Here is a 20,107-nt window from a genome sequence, read left to right on the forward strand (position 1 = left end):
CGCACGGGCAGCCGATTCCGTCCGGCACCAATTCCGTACGGACGGCCGGGAGTCGCTCCTGTGCTCGAATCGGTTGGACGGCCCACCGGGCGACCGTGCGTACGAACGCGGTGACGCGCGCACGAAGGAGCGGGGAGCCCGGGACGTCCAGGGCTCCCCGCTCAGATGTCGTCCAGGACCGCCCCGGACGGAGGGTGCGGCCGGGTCACCTCGGGTGGGCGGGCTGGAGCCCCGCGTACACGCCGTCCGTGCTCAGCAGCTCCTCGTGCGTCCCCACCTCGGCGATCCTGCCGCCCTCCATGGCCACGATCCGGTCGGCGCCCTGGATCGTGGAGAGCCGGTGGGCCACGACGAACACGGTCCGGCCGTGCACGAGCCTGGTGAGGGCCTCCTGCACGAGGGCCTCGGAGCGGTTGTCGAGCGCGGAGGTCGCCTCGTCGAGCACCAGCACCCTCGGGTCACGGATCAGCGCCCTGGCGATGGCGAGGCGCTGCTTCTGACCGCCCGACAGCTGTGCGCCGCGCTCCCCGATGACCGTGTCCAGGCCGCGCGGCAGACCGTTCACGAATTCCAGCGCGTTCGCGTCCCGGAGGGCGCGCATGAGCGTCTCCTCGTCCGTGTCCCCCATGCCGTACGTGACGTTGTCGCGGATGCTGCCTTCGAAGAGGATCGACTCCTGGGGCACCACCGACAGGAAGCGCCGGTAGGTCCGCAGATCGAGCCCGGCCATGTCGGTGCCGTCGAGCAGGATGCGGCCCGAGGTGGGCCTGATGAATCCGATGAGCAGGTTGAGCACCGTGGACTTGCCGGCTCCCGAGGCACCGACGAGCGCGATGGTCTCGCCCGGGCGGGCGGAGAGGGTGAACCCCTCGACGGCCGGTTCCCCGTCCTCGTACTCGAATCCGACGTCCTCGAAGTCGATGCGGCCGACGACCTTCTCGACCCGTGCCTTGCCGGAGTTGTTCTCCAGGTCGGGCGCCTGCAGCACCTCACCCGCCGAACGCACCGACTCCAGGCCCTTGGTGAGGACGGGCGCCAGGCCCAGCAGGGTCGTCACGGAACCGGTCAGCACGGTGAAGAAGGCGCTGAGCATCACCACGTCCCCGGCGGTGATGGGCATCCAGCCGTGGTAGGCGACGAGCGCGGAGCCCGAGAGGCACAGGACGCCGAGCGTGTTGAGGATGACCCAGGCCAGCGACCCGAAACGGCCGTTGATCATGTCCAGTCGCAGTCCGGCCGCAAAGACCTGGCGCAGCGATCCGTCGACCCGGCCGAGCGCGGTCCGCTCCAGGCCGTGGGCGCGGGTGATGGGGATCAGGGTGGTCATCTCCCCGACGCGGGAGGAGAGATGCTCGACCTCGCGGCGGAAGGACTCGTTGTGGCTGCGGAGCCGGCTGCGCAGCTTCATCACGAGGAAGCCGGCCGCGGGCACCACGACGAGGAAGAGGGGCAGGAACTCGGGCACCCGTACGCCGATGACGACGAGTCCGCCGACCAGGGTGACGACGGCTCCGAGACCCATGTCGGAGCTCTGCTGGACCATCTGTTCGACGGCCTCGACGTCTCGGACCACCTTGGCCTGGAGGACGCTCGAACTGACCCGCGCGTGATAGCCGATGGAGAGCTGCTGCATGCGGCGGCAGAGCGCCGAACGCAGGGTCGTGCCCATCCGGCGGATGCTGCCGCCGAGGAACCTCACGTACACCTGGTGGAGCGGGTAATTGATCACGAGGATGAACAGCAGGACGCCGGTGGACTTCCAGATCCCCGATTCGGGACCGTGCTGGACGACCACGTCGAGGACGGTGGCGGTGATCAGCGGCAGCAGCCAGATGGGGCTGTGCTTGACGACGAAGATGACGACCGCCAGGGCCAGCCGGCCGCGGTCGGGGCGGAAGAGATGGCCGAGGGTGCGGACCGGGTTCTCGCCGCGGTAGCGGTGATCCAGGTGGTCGAAGGGCGCCAGGGGTTCGGCGGAGAGCGGTGAAAGCGCTTTCTTCATGGGTTCATCCCACCTGCTCCCGGCACCGTCGACAACCCCCGTTCCACGGGCAGAGACAATCCTTCGGGATCACGCTGCGTAATCCCGCATCCACCGGGTACCGGGCCTGAATGTTCAGATATAGGCGTGTACGAGTTCTGACCGTGCTGCTCAGCGGCTGGGTGGTACTGACCGCCGTCGAGCGATGGGCGGAGCAGGCACCGTGGCCCGGTGCCGTACGGGGAGGTCTCCTGTGGGCGTGCGTGGTGGCCGGCGTCTGGTGGTTCGCCGAATGGACCCAGTCGCCGCTGCGCACCGCACGTCAGGCGGCGGAAGCCCGCAAGGCGGACGCGGCGCCCGGTCCGCAGGACGCGACCTCGTACGGAAGTGGGGCGGGCGGCGAGGACGAGCCCGCCGACGGCCGCCGCGACTCCTCCACGGCGTCACGGCGCTGACGTCCCACCGGAGCCCCACGGCGGTGGCAGCGGAACGGCCCGTACGCACCCGGGCGGTGCGTACGGGCCGTTCCCGTCCAGGGGGGGCCGGCCACCCCGGCGTACGGAGCCTCGGTCACAGCCCGCGAGGGCCGTCGCCCGCCGCCGTGGTCTCGGCCAGCTTCTGGAACTCGCCCAGGTCGTAGTTGGCGAGGGCCGAGTCGAGGTTGGTCAGGGCACCCAGGTGCTCCACGAACCCGCTGGGGTCGTACTCGATCTGCAGGGCGACCCGGCTGGAGGTGTCGTCGAGCCGGTGGAAGGTGACCACGCCCGCGTGGTGCACGCCTTCGATCGTCTTCCAGGCGATCCGCTCCTGCGGGACGACCTCGGTGAGCTCCGCGACGAAGCCCTTGTCGGCGCCCGGCAGGGACAGCTGCCAGGAGAACCGGCGCTCGTCCATCGGATCCACGCGCCGCACATGGCTCAGGAACTTCGGCCACTGCGTCACATCGCTCCACAGGGCCCAGGTGACGCTGACCGGCGCCTTGATGTCGACGGTCTCGACGAGGGAGGCGGACATGGAGAACAACCCCTTCTTTTCGCTCGGTTACGTCCTGCGCTGCCGACTACCCGATAGTCGGCGGCGCACGCGGGCGGCTGCGCGACCGGCTGCCCGCCCGGTGCCCCGGGGGGGGTGCGTTCGGCATCGGTGGTCCGGTGGTTCGCGGCCTCGGCCGGAGGCGCTTCAGGCCGTGGTCCGGCGTGGGGGACGGAGCGTGTGCGGTCCCGAGGCGGGCGTGTTTCAGTGGACCGGTGAGCTGCGACGGGGATGAGCACATCCACCGGAGGAAGGGCCTGTCATGAGGATCGCGGTGATCGGCGGTACGGGGCTGATCGGGGCGAAGGTCGTCGAGGAGCTGGACGCCGACGGACACGAGGCGGTGCCCCACTCCAGGTCGACCGGCGTGGACGTCGTCACCGGTGAGGGACTGGAGAAGGCGGTGGCCGGCGTCGACGTCATCGTGGACCTGACCAACTCCCCGACCTTCGACGAGGCCGCACCGGCCTTCTTCCGGCAGTCGATGGACAACCTGCTGAACGCCGGCCGGAAGGCCGGGGTGGGCCACTTCGTCGTCCTGTCCATCGTCGGCGTGGACCAGGTACCCGAACTGGACTACTACCGTGCGAAGGTCCTCCAGGAGGAGATCCTCGCGGCGGGGCCCATCCCGTACTCCATCGTCCGCGCCACCCAGTTCATGGAGTTCATCGACGCCGTGATGAGCTGGACGGCCGACGGTGACACCGTCCGGCTGCCCGCCACCCCGATCCAGCCGATCGCCGCACAGGACGTCGCCGATGTGGTGGCCGAAGTCGCCGTGGGCCCTCCCCTGCAGGGGATCCACACCATCGCGGGACCCGAGGTCTTCCCTCTCGACGAGCTCGGAAGGATCACCCTCGCAGCCGCTTCCGACGGCCGCACCGTCACCAGGGACGACACGGCCGGCATGTTCTCCGTGGTCCGCGGGGACGCCCTCACGGGCAAGGACGACACCTCGCTCGCCCCCACCCGGTACGCGGACTGGCTGGCGGCACGCTAAGGGCGGTGGCCCGAGTGGGAACGTCGTCCCGGCCGGCCGCGGACACCATCCGGCGCACCGGATCGCGACCGGCGCCGGACGCGTCGAGGGCGGCCCCGCTCACGACGGCAGTTCGTCGCCGCTCATCATGGCGATCCAGCTGTGCGGCGCGTCGTCGCCCAGCATGATGCCGCCGGGCAGGTGAGCCACGCGCTCGCCCCGGTCACCCGGCGCGCAGGCCCTCCAGCAGCGCTTCGATCACCCGCTCCGTCGATGCCGCCATGTCCACCGCTCCCGGATCCAGCAGCCACTGCACCTGCAGGCCGTCCATGACGGCCACGATCGCGTTCGCGGCGCCCATGACATCCAGGTCCTCGCGGGCCTCACCCAGCGCGCGGGCCTCCAGCAGGGCTTCGGCCACGAGTTCACGCAGACCGGCGTAGCGGTTGCGGAAGTACGACTGGGCGGGGTGGTCATCGGTGACGCTCTCCGCCGACAGCACCGCGTAGAGACGGATGATGCCCTCGCGCTCGGCGTTACGGCGTGCCGTGTCCACCAGGTGCTGGAGAAACGTCAGGCCGCGTGGGCGCTCCGGGCCGAGGTCGGCGATATCGGTGGCGTCCCGCAGGTCGAGCACCTCGGTCAGCAGGTTGGCCTTGGAGTGGAAGTAGTGCAGGACGCCGGCCTGGGTCAGGCCCGCACGGTCGGCAATCTCGGCCAGGGACGCCTTGCCGTAACCACGTGCGGCGAAGGTCTCCATGGCGATCCGGAGGATCTCGTCGTGACGCTCCTGGGCGGCGAGGCTGCGGCCGCGGCGGCCGGCTCGGAGTGCGGTCGTTGCCGCCTTGTCGGTGCTCACCTGGCGGAGTCTAGGCCGGACCCGGCCCCCGCAGAAGAAGTTCCGCACGACTACTTACTAAGTACTCGGTAAGCGTGTTTACATGCCGCCCATGAAGTCCCCACTCGGCATGTACAGGACGAAGGTCCGGGCATGACCACTGCACCACGGGTGCCGGCCACCGGACCCGGCCACCCGTGGGATGAGAGGAGTTCGCGGCACAGCCCGTTCGCGCCCCACCGCAATCGAAGGAGCCGCACGATGAGAGCACACGCACGCACCCGTGCCCGGTCGGGAGTCACGAGGACGGCGGTCACCGCGGCCGCTCTGGTCCTCACCGGCACGGGCATGGCCTACGGCGCCCACGGCACTCCCCCCAGCCCTGCCGCCGCCGACACCGCCCAGGTCTGGATCACCACTCCGGACGGCGGCAGCAAGCTCAAGGACGCCGGCACCGCGCCCTTCACGGGCAGCCCGCAGTCGACGGACATCAGGATCGACCCGTCCGCCACCGGTCAGAGGTTCACCGGCGCGGGCGCCTCCGTGACGGAGGCCTCGGCCCATCTGATCCAGCAGCTCCCGTCCGGAGCGCGGGACTCCCTGCTCACGTCGCTGTTCTCCCGCGACGGAGGCGGCATCGGCCTGAACTACCTGCGCCAGCCGCTCGGCAGCAGCGACTTCAACGCCGACGGGGCCTTCACGACGTACGAGGACACCCAGGGGGCGTTCTCCATCGACCGCGACAGGAAGGAGACCATCCCGGTCGTCAAGCAGGCCCAGGCGGTCAACCCCTCGATCCGCTTCATGGGCACGCCCTGGTCCGCCCCGGCCTGGATGAAGACCGGCAAGGACCTCAAGGGCGGCAAGCTCGACCCCGCCCACTACCAGGACTACGCCGACTACCTGGTCAAGGCGGTCAAGGCGTACGCCGCTGAGGGGATCGAGCTCACCGACCTCACCACACAGAACGAGCCGGAGCTGGAGACGAGTTACCCCTCCATGTCGATGTCCTCCTCCGAGCAGGCGGACTTCCTGAAGGTCCTGGACCAGACCCTCACGGCGAACGGTCTGGGCACCAACCTCCTTGCCTACGACCACAACTGGGACCACCCCGGCTACCCCCTCGACGTCTTCGGCAGGACGTCCGGCATGTCCCGGCTGATCGGCGCCGCCTTCCACTGCTACGGAGGTGACCCGGAGGCCCAGCAGCAGATCCACGACGCGGGCAAGCGCGTCTTCTTCACGGAGTGCTCGGGCACCGACTCCGCGAACACGGCCGACACCTTCAAGGACACCCTCAAGTGGCACGCCGAGAACCTGGTCGTGCGGAACATGCGCTCCGGCGGCGAGACCGTCGTCGACTGGAACCTCGCTCTCGACGAGAACGGCGGCCCGCACCAGGGCAACTGCTCGACCCGCTGCAACGGCGTGGTCGAGATCGCGGGCGATGACGTCACACTCAACGCCGAGTACTACACCCTCGGCCACCTGTCGAAGTTCGTGGACGTGGGTGCGCACCGCATCGGCTCCACGGACGGCGGCACGGTCCAGAACGTCGCCTTCCAGAACCCGGACGGCGAACGCGTCCTGTACGCCGTGAACACGGGCTCGTCCGCACAGCCGTTCTCGGTCACGGACGAGGGCCGCTCACTGACGTACACGCTGCCCGCGGGCGCGGTGGCCACGTTCACCTGGCAGCCCTGATCCACCCGGGTGGGGTCCGCCCGTCCCGTCCTCCCCGTACGGGCGGGGTGGGACGGGCGGGCGGGTCCCGCCGCCACGTCACGCCACTTCGAAGGAGCAACCATGTTTCGAGCGCCGTCGGCACTGATCCTCGCAGCCGCGCTGACCTGCACGGCCACCGTTGTGGCAGCAGGGGCGCAGGAGTCCCGCGCGCCTCACACCTCCCCGCACACGGCCTGGCACACCTCGTGGGCCGGCCCGCAGCACGGCCTGGCCCCCACTCCCCTGCGCGATCGGTCGATCCGGATGATCAGCCATCTCAGCCAGGGCGGGGACGCCCTGCGGATACGGGTGCAGAACACCTTCGGCACGAGCCCGCTGACCGTGGCCGCAGCCACGGTCGCGCCGAGCAGCGGCAAGGACGCGGCGCTGTCGGGCAGGCCCGGGGCCGTCACCTTCGACGGGCGGAGGAAGGTGGTCGTCCCGGCGGGGGGTGAGGTCTGGAGCGACGCGGTCCCGATGACGACCCGGGCGCAGGACGACGTGGCGGTGTCGCTTGCGGTGTCGGGCGAAGCGGGCGCGGGCCGCCACGAGGCCGCCTTCCGCACCAACTACCTCTCCGCGCCGGGGTCCGGTGACAGGACCGCGGACGAGAACGGAGACGCGTACACGGAGAAGGTCGAGTCGACCTATCTGGTCACCGCGGTGGACGTACGCAACAGGGACCTCGCGGGCACGCTCGTCGCCTACGGCAGCTCCGTCGTGGACGGCACGGGAAGTACGGACTGCGGGACGGGCTGCACCGAGCTGGGCAACAACCGGCGCTGGACCGACGACCTGGCCCGTCGGATCGGCACGGAGCTGCCCGCGGGCCGGCGGTTCGCGGTCGCCAACGCCGGCGTCATCGGCACCACCAGCTACGCGGACTGCCCCGGCACCGCCGACCAGTTCCGCGGTCTGGACTCGCTGGCCCGCCTCGAACGGGATGTGCTGTCCCTGCACGGGGTGCGCGGCGTGCTCTTCTACTACGGGACCAACGACCTCGCGGCGGGCTGCGACGCCGAGCAGATCATCGGCAGCTACCGCGAGACGTTCGCACGCCTGCACGCCGCCGGGATCAAGGTGTACGTCACTCCGATAACGCCGCGCCCCGGCTACAGCGACACCGCGAACCGGGAACGGCACACGGTGGCCGGCTTCGTGAAGAAGGGGAGCGACTGCTCCGGCACCTGCGACGGTGTACTCGACTTCGACCAGGTGCTGAAGGATCCGGTGAAGCCCAACAGCATCGACCCGGCCTACGACACGGGTGACGGGGTGCACGTCAATGTGGCCGGCCAGCAGGCACTCGCGGACTTCGTGTCGCTGCCCATGGTCACGAAGCAGACCCGCTGACGACCGATTCCTCGACACCCGCTCCGACCTGGGTGAAACTACCCGCGATGACTCAACGAACCGACACGCCTCCCACGTGGGACGAGCGTACGCAGCTGGCCACCTTCCTCGACTACGCCCGTGACACGGCACGAGCCAAGTGTGAGGGCGTGTCCGCGGAGGACGCCCGCAAGGCCCCCCTCCCGAGTTCACCCCTGATGACGCTGTGCGGGCTGATCAATCACCTGCGCTGGGTCGAGAACTACTGGTTCCAGGTGATGTTCCTGGGAGAGGAGCAGGTGGGGCCGCTCACCGAGGCGACCGAGGACGATCCCGACCCTGAGATGCGGACGGCGGCGGACATCCCGCTGCCACGGATACTCGCCGAGTACGAGGAGCAGAACGCCCGCTACCGTCGCCTGGTGTCCGATACCGACCTGGACACCAAGGCCGCGCGCCCGCTCGGCGACGGCCGCCATGTCGATCTGCGCTGGGTGGTCCTCCACGTCATCGAGGAGACGTCCCGTCACAACGGTCACCTCGACGTCGTCCGCGAGCTCGTCGACGGGCGCACCGGCGTCTGAACGAAGCCGGCGGCATGACCACCCGGCCCGCGAGGGAGCGCAGGCCGCCCCCTCGCGGGCCGGGTGGTCCTCGCACCACGCCCCGGAAGCTATCCGGCCCCGAGCCCCAGCCACAGTTCGGTGAAACGGTCGAGCAGCCCGGCCGCCGTCGTCACATCGTCCGTCAACGGCCGGTCGGCCAGCTCCGCGTCGAGCGCCGCGTCCGCCAGCTCGAAGGCGCGGCCGACGGGCAGCTCGGGGTCGAGCCGCATGTCGCGCTGGCGCAACGCCCGGACCGCCGCGACAAGTTCACAGCCCACGACGAGCCGGTACGCCTCGCACGCCCGCAGCGTCTGGCGCGCCGCCAGCGAGGCGAAGCTGGCCTGCTCCTCGACGCCCCGCGAGAGCACCGCGTGACCGAGCGACGCGGGTGCGGAGAAGGCCCGCAGGTCGCCGAGCGCCGCCCCGGCCGCGTATTCGAGGATCATCACGCCCGACGACGCCGGCTCACCGTCCGCGAGGAACGGCCGCAGACGGGTGAAGCCGGGTTCGTTCAGCGTCGAGAGGCGTGAGGTCGACAGCCGCGCCACTTGCGACACGGCGAGCCTGAAGTGGTCCAGCGACAGGGCGAGTTGGGCAAGGTAGAAGCCACCGTGGTGGTAGGCGGCCATGTCGTCCGCCGAGATCAGCGGGTTCTCGGCGGCCGCGTTGATCTCGACCACGAGGACGTCTTCGAGCGCGTCCGCCGCGTCGTGCGCGGGCCCGTGGATCTGCGGCAGACAACGGAAGCCGTACGGGTCCTGGATCCGGCCGAGCGGCGGCGTGGGGCGGTCAGGCGCACCGAGCAGCAGCCGCATGCGTTCCGCGACGGCGTACGAACCGGCGTGCCGCCGCGCCTCGTGCACGGGCAGTGCGTACGCCTCGTACGAACCGTCGGTCGCCATCAGGGACAGCGCCGCCACCACCTGGGTGGCGGCGATCAGGCCGCGCAGCTCGTGCACCGCGAGCGCCGACTGGCCGAGGGTGAGGGCGTTGCTGCTGATCAGGGCCAGGGCGTCGTTGTTGTCGAGCGGCTGCGGGGCGGGTGCCGCACCCGCTCCCTGCCAGGGGTGTTCGCCCGCCAGCGCGAGCCCCATCTGTGCGAGCGCGGCGATGTCGCCGGTGCCGACCGAGCCGAATTCGTTGACCTTCGGGTAGGCACCCGTCTCCAGGGCCTCGCAGAGCGCCGTGACGACGGTCGGGCGCAGGCCGGCGCCTCCCGCGAGCAGCTGGTTGGCGCGGACGGCGAGCATGGCGCGGACCTGCCGCGCGGGCAGCTCCTCGCCGATCGCCCCGGCGTGGCTGCGCAGCAGTCGAAGACCGTGGTCGGCGGCCGCCTCCGTCGGCACGGACTCATTCCGGTTAGCCCCCACGCCGGTGGAGCGGCCGTAGACGCGACCCCATGAGGCGATCTCCCGCGCGGCGACCCACGAGGCCTCCACGCGCTTCATACCTTCTGCTGCCGGAACCGGCCTGGCGGCGGATTCGGCCATGCGTACGACATCTGCGACCATCAGTCCGCGACCGTCGAGGACGACGGTCGCGTCGCTGTCGTCGAGCACCGTGTTCACCATACGAGACGACATCACTCGTAATTCCTCCTCAATCAGGCGCCTCGTCTTGCCCTACGGCCCTTCGTAACCAGGGATTTACGTCTGAGCGGCGACCACCTATTGACAACCTATTCAGTCACCGAGAACTCTGCATGATGATATGCAGCCGGGCAAGGGACTCCTCATGATCCAATTCGATACGGTCCACAAGCGCTTCCCCAACGGCACGACCGCGGTGCACGACCTCACCCTCGAGATGCCGGAAGGGGGCGTGACCGTCCTCGTCGGATCCTCCGGTTGCGGCAAGACGACGACGCTCCGCATGATCAACCGGATGGTCGATCCGACCTCCGGGACGATCAGGGTCAACGGCAAGGACGTCCTGGAGCAGGACGCCGCCGAGCTGCGGCGCTCCATCGGCTATGTCATCCAGCAGTCCGGGCTCTTCCCGCACCGGACCGTCCTGGACAACATCGCGACCGTGCCGCTGCTGCTCGGCTGGGGCCGCAGGAAGGCGCGGGCCCGGGCGTCGGAACTCCTGGAGACGGTCGGCCTCTCCGCCGACACCGGGAAGCGCTACCCGCATCAGCTCTCCGGTGGCCAGCAGCAGCGCGTCGGCGTGGCCCGAGCGCTCGCCGCGGACCCGCCGGTCCTCCTGATGGACGAGCCGTTCGGTGCCGTCGACCCCGTCGTCCGCACCCAGCTCCAGGACGAACTGCTGCGCCTCCAGAGGGAGTTGAGCAAGACCATCGTCTTCGTCACCCACGACATCGACGAGGCCGTACGCCTCGGTGACCGCATAGCCGTCTTCCGCACCGGCGGTCATCTCGTCCAGTGCGCCGGTCCCGCCGAACTCCTGGCCCGCCCCTCGGACGCGTTCGTGGCCGACTTCCTGGGCGCGGAGCGCGGACTGAAACTGCTGTCGCTGACGACGCTGGCGGACGTCCCTCAGGGACCCGCCCCCGAAGGCACCCGCTGGCAGCTGACCCTCGACGCCGCCGGCAAGCCGCTGGCCTGGCGCGACACCGGGACGGACGCCGAGACCCCGGTCCGGCCGCTGCGGGACACGGACACGCTCCTCTCCGCGCTCAACGAGTCGGTCGCGGCGCCCAGCGGTCTGGTGGCGCGGGTCGACGCGGACGGCGTCCTCACGGGCGTGACCTCGCGCGAGGACATCCACGACCGCGCGGGGGACGTGCACAGCGAGGCAAGCACGGTGGCCGCATGACCGTCGACTGGTCGTGGATATCCGACCACACCGGTGATCTCACCTCCCTCTCCCTCTCCCACCTGCAGGCCGCCCTCACCGCCGTACTCCTCGGCCTGGTCGTCTCACTGCCCCTGGCGGTCGTCGCGCACCGTGTGCGGCCGCTGCGCGGGCTCCTCCTCGGCCTGTCGAACATCCTCTTCACCATCCCGTCCATCGCCGTCTTCGTGCTCCTCCTGCCGGTCAGCGGGCTCACCCGCACCACCACCGTCATCGGGCTGACGATCTACACCCTCGTCGTGCTCCTGCGGAACACCGTCGAGGGCCTGGACTCGGTCCCCGCCAGGACCAAGGAAGCCGCGAAGGCCATGGGCACCCGGCCGCTGCGCACCCTGCTCACCGTCGAACTGCCCCTCGCCCTCCCGGTGATCATGGCGGGCGTGCGCATCGCGACGGTGATGGCCATCTCGCTCGTCTCCGTGGCCACGTACATCGGCGACGGCGGACTCGGGCAGCTCTTCACGGACGGGTTTCAGCGCAACTTCCCGACCCCCGTCATCGTCGGCGTCGTTTTGACCCTGCTCCTCGCGCTCGTCGCGGACGCCTTGCTCGTCACCCTCCAGTACGTCCTGACGCCGTGGACCCGCCGGCAGAAGCAGGGGGCCTGACCATGTACGAACTCTTCAAGGGCCTCGGTTCCTGGCTGGTCAGCGGTGAGCAGTGGGCCGGCCCCGACGGCATCGGGCACCGTCTCGCCGAGCACCTCCAGTACTCGCTGCTCGCCACCCTCGTGGCCGCGGCCATCGCGCTGCCGGTCGGCCTGCTCATCGGGCACACCGGGCGCGGCGCGTTCCTCGCCATCAACCTGTCCAGCTTCGGGCGCGCGCTGCCCACGGTCGGGCTCGTGGTGCTGGTCTTCCTCGTGAGCGGTCTGTCGATGTGGCCCGTCTACATCGCCCTCGTGGCGCTGGCCGTGCCCTCCGTCGTCACCAACACCTACGCCGGGATGACCGCCGTCGACCCCGAGGTCCGGGACGCGGCACGTGGCCAGGGGATGCGCTGGTACCAGGTCCTCCTCCAGGTCGAACTGCCCCTCGCGCTCCCCCTGATCATGACCGGGCTCCGGCTCGCGCTCATCCAGGTCGTCGCGACGGCCACCATCGCCGCGTACGTCTCCTTCGGCGGCCTCGGCCGGTACGTCTTCGACGGGCTCGCCCAGCGCGACCTCGTGCAGGTCCTCGGCGGCGCCGTGCTCGTGGCGGTCGTCGCCGTCGTCCTCGACCTCGCGCTCTCCGCCCTCCAGCGTGTCCTCTTCCGCCACCGTCCCGCCAAGTCCGTCTAGGAGCAAGCACCATGAACCGCAGAAATCTCCTCGGCGGGCTCCTCGCCGCCGCGACCGTCCCCGCGCTCGCCTCCTGCAGCAGCGGCATCACCTCCCTCGACGGGCAGGGGGCCGGCGCCGGGGGCGGCGGCTCCAGCGAGGGCGGCGTCACCATCGGCACCGCCAACTTCACCGAGAACCAGGTGCTGGGGTACCTCTACGCCGCCGCGCTCGAAGCAGCCGGGGTGAAGACCACGGTCCGTCCCAACCTGGGCACCCGCGAGATCCTCATCCCCGCGCTCAAGGGCGGCGACATCGACCTCCTGCCCGAGTACCAGGGCGCCCTGCTGCACTACCTCGACGCCGAGGCCACGGCCACCGAGGAGGGCGAGATGCAGAACGCCCTCGCCGTGGCCCTGCCGCGCGGCCTCCAGATCCTTCCCTACGGCCAGGCCGAGGACTCCGACGCCTTCGTCGTGACCCGGAAGACCGCCCAGGAGTACGGCCTGAAGTCCCTCGCCGACCTGGCCGGGCACAACGGCAAGCTGGTCATCGGCGCGGCGCCCGAGGTCAAGAAGCGGGCGGTGGGGGCGGTGGGCCTCAAGGACGTGTACGGCGTGGAGTTCAAGGAGTTCAAGTCGCTCGACTCCTCGGGGCCGCTGGTCAAGGGCGCCCTGAAGAAGGGCGACGTCGACGTCGCGAACCTCTTCACCACCGACACCGACATCGTCGCCGAGGGATGGGTCGTCCTCACCGACCCCAAGAACCTGATCCCCGGCCAGCACATCGTCCCCCTCGTCGCCGACCGCAAGGCCGACTCGACGGTCCGCAAGGCACTCGCGGGCCTCGGCAACGCGCTGACGACGAAGGACCTCACCGAGCTCAACCGCCTGGTGGACAAGGACCGCAAGGACCCCGAGGACGTCGCGTACGACTGGGCGGCGGAGCACGGGATCAAGAAGAAGTAACCACCGCAGGACCGAACGGCACGACACACCACCGAGAGGCCGGGTAACCGAGTCATGGCAGCTGAAGACCTGGTGGAGCGGCGCTCCATCGATGTCGTCCCGGACGACGAACGGCACGGGACCGCGTTCAGTCAGTTCACCCTCTGGCTCGGCGCCAACCTCCAGATCACCGCGGTCGTCACGGGTGCGCTCGCCGTCGTGTTCGGCGGCGACGTGGTGTGGTCGGTGGTGGGCCTCCTGCTGGGCAATCTGCTCGGCGGCGCCGTCATGGCCCTGCACTCCGCGCAGGGACCGAAGCTCGGCCTGCCCCAGATGATCCAGTCCCGTGCCCAGTTCGGGGTGCGAGGCGCGGTCGTCCCCCTCCTCCTGGTCATCCTCATGTACGTGGGCTTCTTCGCGAGCGGCAGCGTCCTCGCCGGCCAGGCGACCGCGCAGCTCACGCACACGGACGACAGCACCGGCATCATCACCTTCGCCCTGATCACCGCCGTGGCGGCGGCCGTCGGCTACCGCGTGATCCACGTCCTGGGGCGGGTGGCCAGCGTGGTCTGCGCGCTCGCCTTCGTCTACCTGGGCATCCGCCTCCTGGACCGCGTGGACCTGTCGGCGCTGCTCGGTGACGCCCACTTCGACCTGCCGATGTTCCTGCTCGCGGTGTCGCTCTCGGCGTCCTGGCAGCTGGCCTTCGGGCCGTACGTCGCGGACTACTCGCGCTACCTGCCGCGTACGACGTCGGGGCGGGCCACCTTCTGGTGGACCCTCTCCGGGTCGGCCGTCGGCTCGCAGTGGTCGATGACGTTCGGGGTGCTCGTGGCGGCGAGCTCGGGGGAGGCGTTCCTCGCGGACCAGGTCGGGTACGTGGTCGGCCTGGGCGGCACGGGGCTGATCGCCTCGTTCCTGTACTTCTCGATCGCGCTCGGCAAGCTGACCATCAACGTGCTCAACACCTACGGCGGCTTCATGTCGATGGTGACCGGCATCAGCGGATTCCGGGGCCAGAAGACGCTCTCGCAGCGCGGCAGGGCCGCGTACATCGCGCTGATCATGGTGGCCGGGACCGCGGTGGCGCTCCTCGGTAAGGACAGCTTCCTGACGTCCTTCAAGGACTTCCTGCTGTTCCTGCTGACGTTCTTCACTCCGTGGTCGGCGATCAACCTGGTCGACTACTACCTGATCTCACGGGAGCGCTACGACATCCCCGCGCTCTCCGACCCCGAGGGCCGCTACGGCGCCTGGCGCTGGGACGCCCTCGCCGTCTACGCGGTGGGTGTCCTCGCCCAGCTCCCGTTCCTCGTGACGCACTTCTACACCGGCCCGCTGGCGGCTCCGCTGGGCGGGGCGGACATCTCCTGGATCGTGGGCCTCGCGGTCCCCGCGGCCCTGTACTGGCTGCTGGCCCGCCGCGACACGTCCCACATACCGGAGGAGACCCGGTACACCCTGGCGTCCGGACCGACGGACTGACACCTCGCAGCCGGGCAGGCCGCCGCCGCCTCGCGGGGGCGGCCGCCCCGTCGTGCAAACGGGTCACATCAGCGACGTGTCGCCGTGGGACTCCAGGAGCTTGCGCAGCAGCCGGGCGAGCTCGTCGGACTCCTCCCGGCTGAGGGCCGAGAGCATCCGCACCTCGTTCTCCAGGTGCTGCGGGAAGAGTTCGTCGGCCTCCCGCTTCCCCTTCTCCGTGAGCTGGATCTGCACCGAGCGCCGGCGGGCAGCCGCAGCTTGGCGCTCGGGGCCGCCCTGTTCGTCTTCGTCCTGGCGGTCTCCACCGCGGGCCCCGCCGTCGTCCAGGCGATCGGCGCGAGCGCCGGGGCCGCGCGCACCACCGCGATCGCCGCCTACGGCTTCCTGCTCAACCTGGGCTCCGGCGCGGGCGCCCAACTCCCACTGGCGGTGGCCAGCGTGGCCGGCGTGGCGCTGATCCTCGCCGCCCTGCTCGTCACCTGCACCGGACTGCTGGCCCTCGCCCGCCGGGCAGCCGTACGGCACGCACGCACAGCACCGGTGGCCGCACCCGCACCCCTCGTCCGGCCGAAGCCTGAGCACACCGCGAAACGGTGAACACCCGGGCCACCGGCCCCACCTATCGCTTTGCCTCGATATGCGCACTTTCGCGAGGCGCCCTAGCCTACTGACATTGCTCAGATAGTCGAGTGCCGGTGCACGCCGGCGGAGGGCGAGCTCCCATGGCTGAGCCGCGTGCGAGGTCCGGACTGATCGGCGAGTTGTCGGCAGAGTTCTTGGGCACGATGATCCTCATCCTGTTCGGGTGCGGCGTGGTGGCCCAGGTGGCCGCGGGCGGGGCCCTGACGGATCCCCCCGGTGGCCTCGGGGACCACGACAGCATCGCGTGGGCGTGGGGGCTGGGCGTCACGCTCGGCGTCTACGTGGCGGCGCGGCTGAGCGGTGCCCATCTCAACCCCGCGGTGACCGTCTCGCTCGCCGCGTTCAGGGGCTTCCCGTGGAGGAAGGTGGCTCCCTACGCGCTGGCCCAGACGGCCGGCGCGTTCGTGGCCGCCCTCCTCGTCCGCTGGAACTACAGCGAGGCGCTGGCGAAGGCCGACCCCGGACACACCGTCAAGACGCAGACGGTGTTCTCCACCCTCCCCGCCAACGGCAATCCGGCCCTGCCGGTCCATGAGTGGGGCGCGTTCCGCGACCAGGTGATCGGCACCGCCATCCTGCTGCTGCTGATCATGGCCGTCACCGACATGCTCAATACGGCGCCGGGCGCGAACCTGGGCCCGTTCATCACCGGCCTGATCGTGGTCGCCATCGGCATGGCGTGGGGGACCAACGCGGGCTACGCGATCAACCCGGCCCGCGACTTCGGCCCCCGGCTGGCGAGCTTCATCACCGGCTACAACGGGGCGTGGCGAGATCAGTACGGAAATCTCTACTTCTGGGTACCCATCCTGGGTCCGCTGATCGGCGGCCTGCTCGGCGCGGGGATCTACAAGGCATTCGTCGGCCGGTTCCTGCCCACCGCGGAACCCGAGCCGCCGGGACGCGCCCCGGCATCCAAGGCCTGACGGCACCGTCCGGAGAGGTGACACATCATGGCGGACTTCATCGGCGCGGTGGACCAAGGGACCACCAGCACCCGATTCATGATCTTCGACCACGGCGGCAACGAGGTCGCCAGGCACCAACTGGAGCACGCCCAGGTCCTCCCCCGCTCCGGCTGGGTGGAGCACGACCCGGTCGAGATCTGGGAGCGCACCAACTCGGTGATGCAGAACGCCCTGCGGTACGGCGGCCTTTCGGCGGACGACCTGGCGGCCATCGGCATCACCAACCAGCGTGAGACCACGGTGGTCTGGGACCCGCGCAACGGGCGGCCGTACTACAACGCCATCGTGTGGCAGGACACCCGGACCGACGCCATCGCGGCGAACCTCGAACGGACGGGGCGCGGCGACGTCATCCGCCGCAAGGCCGGGCTGCCGCCGGCGACCTACTTCTCCGCCGGAAAGATCCAGTGGATCCTGGAGAACGTCGACGGCGTACGGGAAGCCGCGGAGGCGGGCCACGCCCTCTTCGGCAACACGGATGCCTGGGTCCTGTGGAACCTGACCGGCGGTCCGGACGGCGGAATCCACGCCACCGACGTGACCAACGCCAGCCGCACCATGCTGATGGACCTGGAGACCCTCGACTGGGACGACGAACTCCTGGGATTCTTCGGCATTCCCCGGGCCATGCTCCCCACCATCAATCCCTCGTCGGACGCGGAAGCCTTCGGCGTGACACGCACCTCCCGGCCGCTGCGCGGCGCCGTTCCCATCACCGGGGTCCTCGGCGACCAGCACGCGGCCACCGTCGGACAGGTCTGCTTCGCCCCCGGTGAGGCCAAGAACACCTACGGCACGGGCAACTTCCTGGTCCTGAACACCGGCACGGAACTGGTCCGCTCCCAGCACGGCCTGCTCACGACCGTGGCGTACAAGTTCGGTGACAGCCCGGTGGTGTACGCCCTGGAGGGCTCCATCGCCGTGACCGGCTCCGCGGTGCAGTGGCTGCGCGACCAGATGAAGATCATCAAGTCCGCCCCCGAGAGCGAGGAACTCGCCCGTACGGTCGAGGACAACGGCGGCATCTACTTCGTCCCCGCGTTCTCCGGGCTGTTCGCCCCGTACTGGCGCTCCGACGCCCGTGGGGCCATCGTCGGCCTGGCCAGGTACAACGACAACGCCCATCTGGCGCGGGCGACGCTGGAGTCCATCTGCTACCAGAGCCGGGACGTCGTCGAGGCCATGGAGCGCGACTCCGGCGTCCATCTGGACGTGCTCAAGGTCGACGGCGGTGTCACCGCCAACGACCTCTGCATGCAGATCCAGGCCGATGTCCTCGGCGTTCCCGTCAGCCGGCCGGAGGTCGCCGAGACGACCGCTCTCGGCGCCGCGTACGCGGCCGGTCTCGCCGTGGGGTTCTGGCGGGACACCGACGAGCTGCGCACCCACTGGAACGAATCCGAACGGTGGCAGCCCCGGTGGACCGAGGAACAGCGCGCGGAAGGCTACGCGGGCTGGAAGCGGGCCGTGGAACGCACGCTGGACTGGGTCCAGGTCCCCTGACCCCGCACCGCCGGCGCCGGCCCGAGGCCTGGCCGGCTCACGGAGCGCACCTGGCGTCGGCTGGCTATGCTCGATGAGGGGTTGCGGAACCGATCTCTGGAGGTTCGCATGACCATGGCGTTCGAACCACGCGATGTGGCCCCGCGCCTCGCCACCGGCGCGTTCATCCTGAACTCCGGCCTGGCCAAGCTGAAGGCGGACGAAGCCACCGCGCAGGGCCTGCACGGCATGGCCTGCACGGCGTACCCGTTCCTCGACAAGCTCGGTGCAGCACGCTTCACCCGTCTGCTCGCCTGCGCGGAGATCACCGTCGGCGGGGCGCTCCTCTCCCCGTTCGTGCCGACCCGGCTGGCCGGCCTGGCGCTGACCGGTTTCTCCGGAGGGCTCGTCGGCCTGTACCTGCGGGTCCCGGGAATGCGGGAGCCGGGCAGCCTGCGACCCACCCAGGACGGCATCGCACTGGCCAAGGACACCTGGATGCTCGGTATCGGGCTCGGTTTCATGGGTGCGGGGCCGCCCCGCACGTGCACGCCCGTGTCCCACCGTTCTCACCGCCGGTGCCCGTGCTGACCGCACCCTGACCTCCTCCGGCTCAGGTCGCCGGGACGACCGGGTACAGTGCGCCCGGCAGTCCGGCTACTTGAGGAGGGGAAGCGTGACCGACACCAGCGAGACCCGGTCCGCGGACGATGCGGCTGATGCGACCCGGCGGAGTCCGCTGCAACGTCTGATGCGCTACGTCCCTCTGATCGCACCCGTCCTCCTGTGGGCTGTGCCCTGCTGGGTGCTGCTGCACGCCGGCCAGCACTGGCCGCTTCCCGTGGCGCTGGGCGGCACCGCCCTGTCAGTCCTCGGTCTGATCGCCATGCCGCTCGCGATGGTGCGCGGCCACGGCCGGCGGCAGCAGGACCGGGCGGCGATCGTCGGGGACACCCTCCTCGGGGCCGCCTGGGTGCTGTTCACCTGGTCCGTCCTGCTCGGCGTCCTGCTGCGCCTCGCCCTGACCGTGGCCGGCGTGGGCGACGGTCAGGAACGGGCCCGGATCGTCACCTGGGCGGTCCTCGGCGTATCCGCCGTGCTGCTCGCCTGGGGGTACGCCGAGGCCCGCCGGGTGCCACGGGTGCGCCGGCTCGACGTACAACTCCCGCGGCTGGGAGCCGGGTTGGACGGCACCCGCGTCGTCCTCATCACCGACACCCACTACGGCCCGCTCGACCGCGCCCGCTGGTCGGCGCGGGTCTGTGCGAAGGTCAACACGCTGGAGGCCGACCTGGTCTGCCACACCGGCGACATCGCGGACGGCACGGCCGAACGCCGCCGCGCCCAGGCGGCGCCGCTGGGCACCGTGCAGGCGACTCGGGCCCGGGTCTACGTCACCGGGAACCACGAGTACTACAGCGAGGCCCAGGGCTGGGTCGACCTGATGGACGAGCTGGGCTGGGAGCCGCTGCGCAACCGTCACCTGCTGCTCGAACGCGGCGGCGACACCCTCGTGGTCGCCGGCGTGGACGACGTCACCGCCGAGTCCTCGGGCCTGGCCGGCCACGGCGCGCACCTCGCGGGAGCCCTGGACGGCGCCGATCCCGACCTGCCCGTCCTGCTCCTGGCCCACCAGCCCAAGTTCGTCGACCGGGCCGTGGCGGGCGGCGTCGACCTCCAGCTCTCGGGTCACACGCACGGCGGCCAGATCTGGCCCTTCCACCACCTCGTCCGCATCGACCAGCCCACCGTCGCCGGCCTCAGCCGCCACGGCGCCCGTACCCTCCTCTACACCAGCCGCGGCACCGGCTTCTGGGGCCCGCCGTTCCGCGTCTTCGCCCCCAGCGAGATCACCCTGCTCGTACTCCGCTCCCCGCAGCCGCCGGCCGCGCAGCCCGTGTGAGCGGGGCCCGGCCGCAGCGGTAGTGGCGGTACGGGCGGTCAAGATCGCATTCCGGGTCGATACGCCGGTGTGATGGCCCCTTGGGTGTTGACGGATCTCTCGCTGGTCCG

The 20,107-nt window shown here is 70.5% G+C and carries 19 protein-coding genes and 1 pseudogene; 15 read left to right on the forward strand and 5 right to left on the reverse strand.

What is annotated here, in order from left to right:
• Positions 1-205: 205 nt before the first annotated feature.
• Positions 206-2,002, reverse strand: coding sequence for an ABC transporter ATP-binding protein (locus tag ACIRD8_RS26440; protein WP_403996409.1), 1,797 nt, complete (start codon positions 2,000-2,002; stop codon positions 206-208).
• Positions 2,003-2,145: 143 nt separating this feature from the next.
• On the opposite strand from ACIRD8_RS26440, the gene ACIRD8_RS26445 reads away from it, so the two are divergent.
• Positions 2,146-2,436 (forward strand): hypothetical protein, encoded by a 291-nt coding sequence (locus ACIRD8_RS26445; RefSeq protein ID WP_403996412.1) that lies wholly within the window; start codon positions 2,146-2,148, stop codon positions 2,434-2,436.
• 115 nt (positions 2,437-2,551) lie between these two features.
• Here the strand turns inward: ACIRD8_RS26445 and ACIRD8_RS26450 are convergent, their stop codons facing one another.
• A complete protein-coding gene (locus ACIRD8_RS26450) occupies positions 2,552-2,995 on the reverse strand; it encodes an SRPBCC family protein (RefSeq protein ID WP_403996415.1) in 444 nt (147 codons plus the stop codon).
• Between the two features lie 280 nt (positions 2,996-3,275).
• Between ACIRD8_RS26450 and ACIRD8_RS26455 the strand changes: the two genes are divergently transcribed.
• Positions 3,276-4,013 (forward strand): SDR family oxidoreductase, encoded by a 738-nt coding sequence (locus ACIRD8_RS26455; protein WP_403996418.1) that lies wholly within the window; start codon positions 3,276-3,278, stop codon positions 4,011-4,013.
• Between the two features lie 202 nt (positions 4,014-4,215).
• Here ACIRD8_RS26455 and ACIRD8_RS26460 read toward each other — a convergent pair whose 3' ends face one another.
• On the reverse strand, positions 4,216-4,752 hold the full coding sequence (locus ACIRD8_RS26460; protein ID WP_403996560.1) for a TetR family transcriptional regulator C-terminal domain-containing protein: 537 nt from the start codon (positions 4,750-4,752) through the stop codon (positions 4,216-4,218).
• Between the two features lie 339 nt (positions 4,753-5,091).
• Here ACIRD8_RS26460 and ACIRD8_RS26465 point away from each other — a divergent pair.
• From ACIRD8_RS26465 to ACIRD8_RS26475, 3 genes and pseudogenes are all read left to right on the forward strand, one after another.
• Positions 5,092-6,525: pseudogene (locus ACIRD8_RS26465) on the forward strand (glycoside hydrolase family 30 beta sandwich domain-containing protein); the annotation flags it as partial.
• Between the two features lie 111 nt (positions 6,526-6,636).
• On the forward strand, positions 6,637-7,908 hold the full coding sequence (locus ACIRD8_RS26470) for a GDSL-type esterase/lipase family protein (protein ID WP_403996420.1): 1,272 nt from the start codon (positions 6,637-6,639) through the stop codon (positions 7,906-7,908).
• A 47-nt stretch (positions 7,909-7,955) separates the two neighbouring features.
• Positions 7,956-8,471, forward strand: coding sequence for a DinB family protein (locus ACIRD8_RS26475; protein WP_403996423.1), 516 nt, complete (start codon positions 7,956-7,958; stop codon positions 8,469-8,471).
• An 89-nt stretch (positions 8,472-8,560) separates the two neighbouring features.
• Here ACIRD8_RS26475 and ACIRD8_RS26480 read toward each other — a convergent pair whose 3' ends face one another.
• Positions 8,561-10,075 carry an aromatic amino acid ammonia-lyase gene (locus tag ACIRD8_RS26480; RefSeq protein WP_403996426.1) on the reverse strand — a complete coding sequence of 505 codons (1,515 nt, stop codon included), beginning with the start codon at positions 10,073-10,075 and terminating at the stop codon, positions 8,561-8,563.
• A 151-nt stretch (positions 10,076-10,226) separates the two neighbouring features.
• On the opposite strand from ACIRD8_RS26480, the gene ACIRD8_RS26485 reads away from it, so the two are divergent.
• Genes ACIRD8_RS26485 through ACIRD8_RS26505 form a run of 5 tightly spaced genes read left to right on the forward strand, consistent with a single transcriptional unit; the run spans position 10,227 to position 15,002 of the window.
• On the forward strand, positions 10,227-11,270 hold the full coding sequence (locus tag ACIRD8_RS26485) for an ABC transporter ATP-binding protein (protein ID WP_403996429.1): 1,044 nt from the start codon (positions 10,227-10,229) through the stop codon (positions 11,268-11,270).
• Positions 11,267-11,917 (forward strand): ABC transporter permease, encoded by a 651-nt coding sequence (locus tag ACIRD8_RS26490; protein WP_403996432.1) that lies wholly within the window; start codon positions 11,267-11,269, stop codon positions 11,915-11,917. The genes ACIRD8_RS26485 and ACIRD8_RS26490 overlap by 4 nt, the downstream gene beginning before the upstream one ends.
• Positions 11,918-11,919: 2 nt before the next feature.
• Positions 11,920-12,591: an ABC transporter permease gene (locus tag ACIRD8_RS26495; protein WP_403996435.1), complete on the forward strand. Its 672-nt coding sequence runs from the start codon at positions 11,920-11,922 to the stop codon at positions 12,589-12,591.
• Positions 12,592-12,602: 11 nt separating this feature from the next.
• A complete protein-coding gene (locus ACIRD8_RS26500; protein ID WP_403996438.1) occupies positions 12,603-13,538 on the forward strand; it encodes an ABC transporter substrate-binding protein in 936 nt (311 codons plus the stop codon).
• Positions 13,539-13,592: 54 nt separating this feature from the next.
• Positions 13,593-15,002, forward strand: a complete 1,410-nt coding sequence (locus tag ACIRD8_RS26505) for a purine-cytosine permease family protein (RefSeq protein ID WP_403996441.1) — start codon at positions 13,593-13,595, stop codon at positions 15,000-15,002.
• A 63-nt stretch (positions 15,003-15,065) separates the two neighbouring features.
• Here ACIRD8_RS26505 and ACIRD8_RS26510 read toward each other — a convergent pair whose 3' ends face one another.
• Positions 15,066-15,236: a hypothetical protein gene (locus ACIRD8_RS26510; protein ID WP_403996443.1), complete on the reverse strand. Its 171-nt coding sequence runs from the start codon at positions 15,234-15,236 to the stop codon at positions 15,066-15,068.
• A 24-nt stretch (positions 15,237-15,260) separates the two neighbouring features.
• Between ACIRD8_RS26510 and ACIRD8_RS26515 the strand changes: the two genes are divergently transcribed.
• The 5 genes from ACIRD8_RS26515 to ACIRD8_RS26535 all read left to right on the forward strand — a co-directional run bounded on the left by ACIRD8_RS26515 (position 15,261) and on the right by ACIRD8_RS26535 (position 19,997).
• Positions 15,261-15,599 (forward strand): hypothetical protein, encoded by a 339-nt coding sequence (locus ACIRD8_RS26515; protein ID WP_403996446.1) that lies wholly within the window; start codon positions 15,261-15,263, stop codon positions 15,597-15,599.
• A 125-nt stretch (positions 15,600-15,724) separates the two neighbouring features.
• Positions 15,725-16,570, forward strand: a complete 846-nt coding sequence (locus ACIRD8_RS26520) for an MIP/aquaporin family protein (protein ID WP_403996449.1) — start codon at positions 15,725-15,727, stop codon at positions 16,568-16,570.
• 27 nt (positions 16,571-16,597) lie between these two features.
• Complete coding sequence (glpK, locus tag ACIRD8_RS26525) at positions 16,598-18,115, forward strand: glycerol kinase GlpK (protein WP_403996452.1); 1,518 nt, start codon at positions 16,598-16,600, stop codon at positions 18,113-18,115.
• A 108-nt stretch (positions 18,116-18,223) separates the two neighbouring features.
• Entirely contained in the window at positions 18,224-18,685 is a 462-nt protein-coding gene (locus ACIRD8_RS26530) for a hypothetical protein (protein ID WP_403996455.1), read from the forward strand.
• Positions 18,686-18,770: 85 nt separating this feature from the next.
• Complete coding sequence (locus ACIRD8_RS26535) at positions 18,771-19,997, forward strand: metallophosphoesterase (RefSeq protein WP_403996458.1); 1,227 nt, start codon at positions 18,771-18,773, stop codon at positions 19,995-19,997.
• Positions 19,998-20,107 lie beyond the last annotated feature (110 nt).

Source organism: Streptomyces sp. NPDC102451 (assembly GCF_044765485.1).
In the GTDB taxonomy this organism is placed as follows: domain Bacteria; phylum Actinomycetota; class Actinomycetes; order Streptomycetales; family Streptomycetaceae; genus Streptomyces.

Coding starts and splice junctions, on each gene's coding strand:
- ACIRD8_RS26475 (WP_403996423.1), top strand. CDS start 7,956: ATGACTCAACGAACCGACACGCCTCCCACGTGGGACGAGCGTACGCAG.
- ACIRD8_RS26505 (WP_403996441.1), top strand. CDS start 13,593: ATGGCAGCTGAAGACCTGGTGGAGCGGCGCTCCATCGATGTCGTCCCG.
- ACIRD8_RS26520 (WP_403996449.1), top strand. CDS start 15,725: ATGGCTGAGCCGCGTGCGAGGTCCGGACTGATCGGCGAGTTGTCGGCA.
- glpK (WP_403996452.1), top strand. CDS start 16,598: ATGGCGGACTTCATCGGCGCGGTGGACCAAGGGACCACCAGCACCCGA.
- ACIRD8_RS26440 (WP_403996409.1), bottom strand. CDS start 2,002: ATGAAGAAAGCGCTTTCACCGCTCTCCGCCGAACCCCTGGCGCCCTTC.
- ACIRD8_RS26450 (WP_403996415.1), bottom strand. CDS start 2,995: ATGTCCGCCTCCCTCGTCGAGACCGTCGACATCAAGGCGCCGGTCAGC.
- ACIRD8_RS26480 (WP_403996426.1), bottom strand. CDS start 10,075: ATGTCGTCTCGTATGGTGAACACGGTGCTCGACGACAGCGACGCGACC.
- ACIRD8_RS26495 (WP_403996435.1), top strand. CDS start 11,920: ATGTACGAACTCTTCAAGGGCCTCGGTTCCTGGCTGGTCAGCGGTGAG.
- ACIRD8_RS26455 (WP_403996418.1), top strand. CDS start 3,276: ATGAGGATCGCGGTGATCGGCGGTACGGGGCTGATCGGGGCGAAGGTC.
- ACIRD8_RS26500 (WP_403996438.1), top strand. CDS start 12,603: ATGAACCGCAGAAATCTCCTCGGCGGGCTCCTCGCCGCCGCGACCGTC.
- ACIRD8_RS26530 (WP_403996455.1), top strand. CDS start 18,224: ATGACCATGGCGTTCGAACCACGCGATGTGGCCCCGCGCCTCGCCACC.
- ACIRD8_RS26490 (WP_403996432.1), top strand. CDS start 11,267: ATGACCGTCGACTGGTCGTGGATATCCGACCACACCGGTGATCTCACC.
- ACIRD8_RS26470 (WP_403996420.1), top strand. CDS start 6,637: ATGTTTCGAGCGCCGTCGGCACTGATCCTCGCAGCCGCGCTGACCTGC.
- ACIRD8_RS26485 (WP_403996429.1), top strand. CDS start 10,227: ATGATCCAATTCGATACGGTCCACAAGCGCTTCCCCAACGGCACGACC.
- ACIRD8_RS26460 (WP_403996560.1), bottom strand. CDS start 4,752: ATGGAGACCTTCGCCGCACGTGGTTACGGCAAGGCGTCCCTGGCCGAG.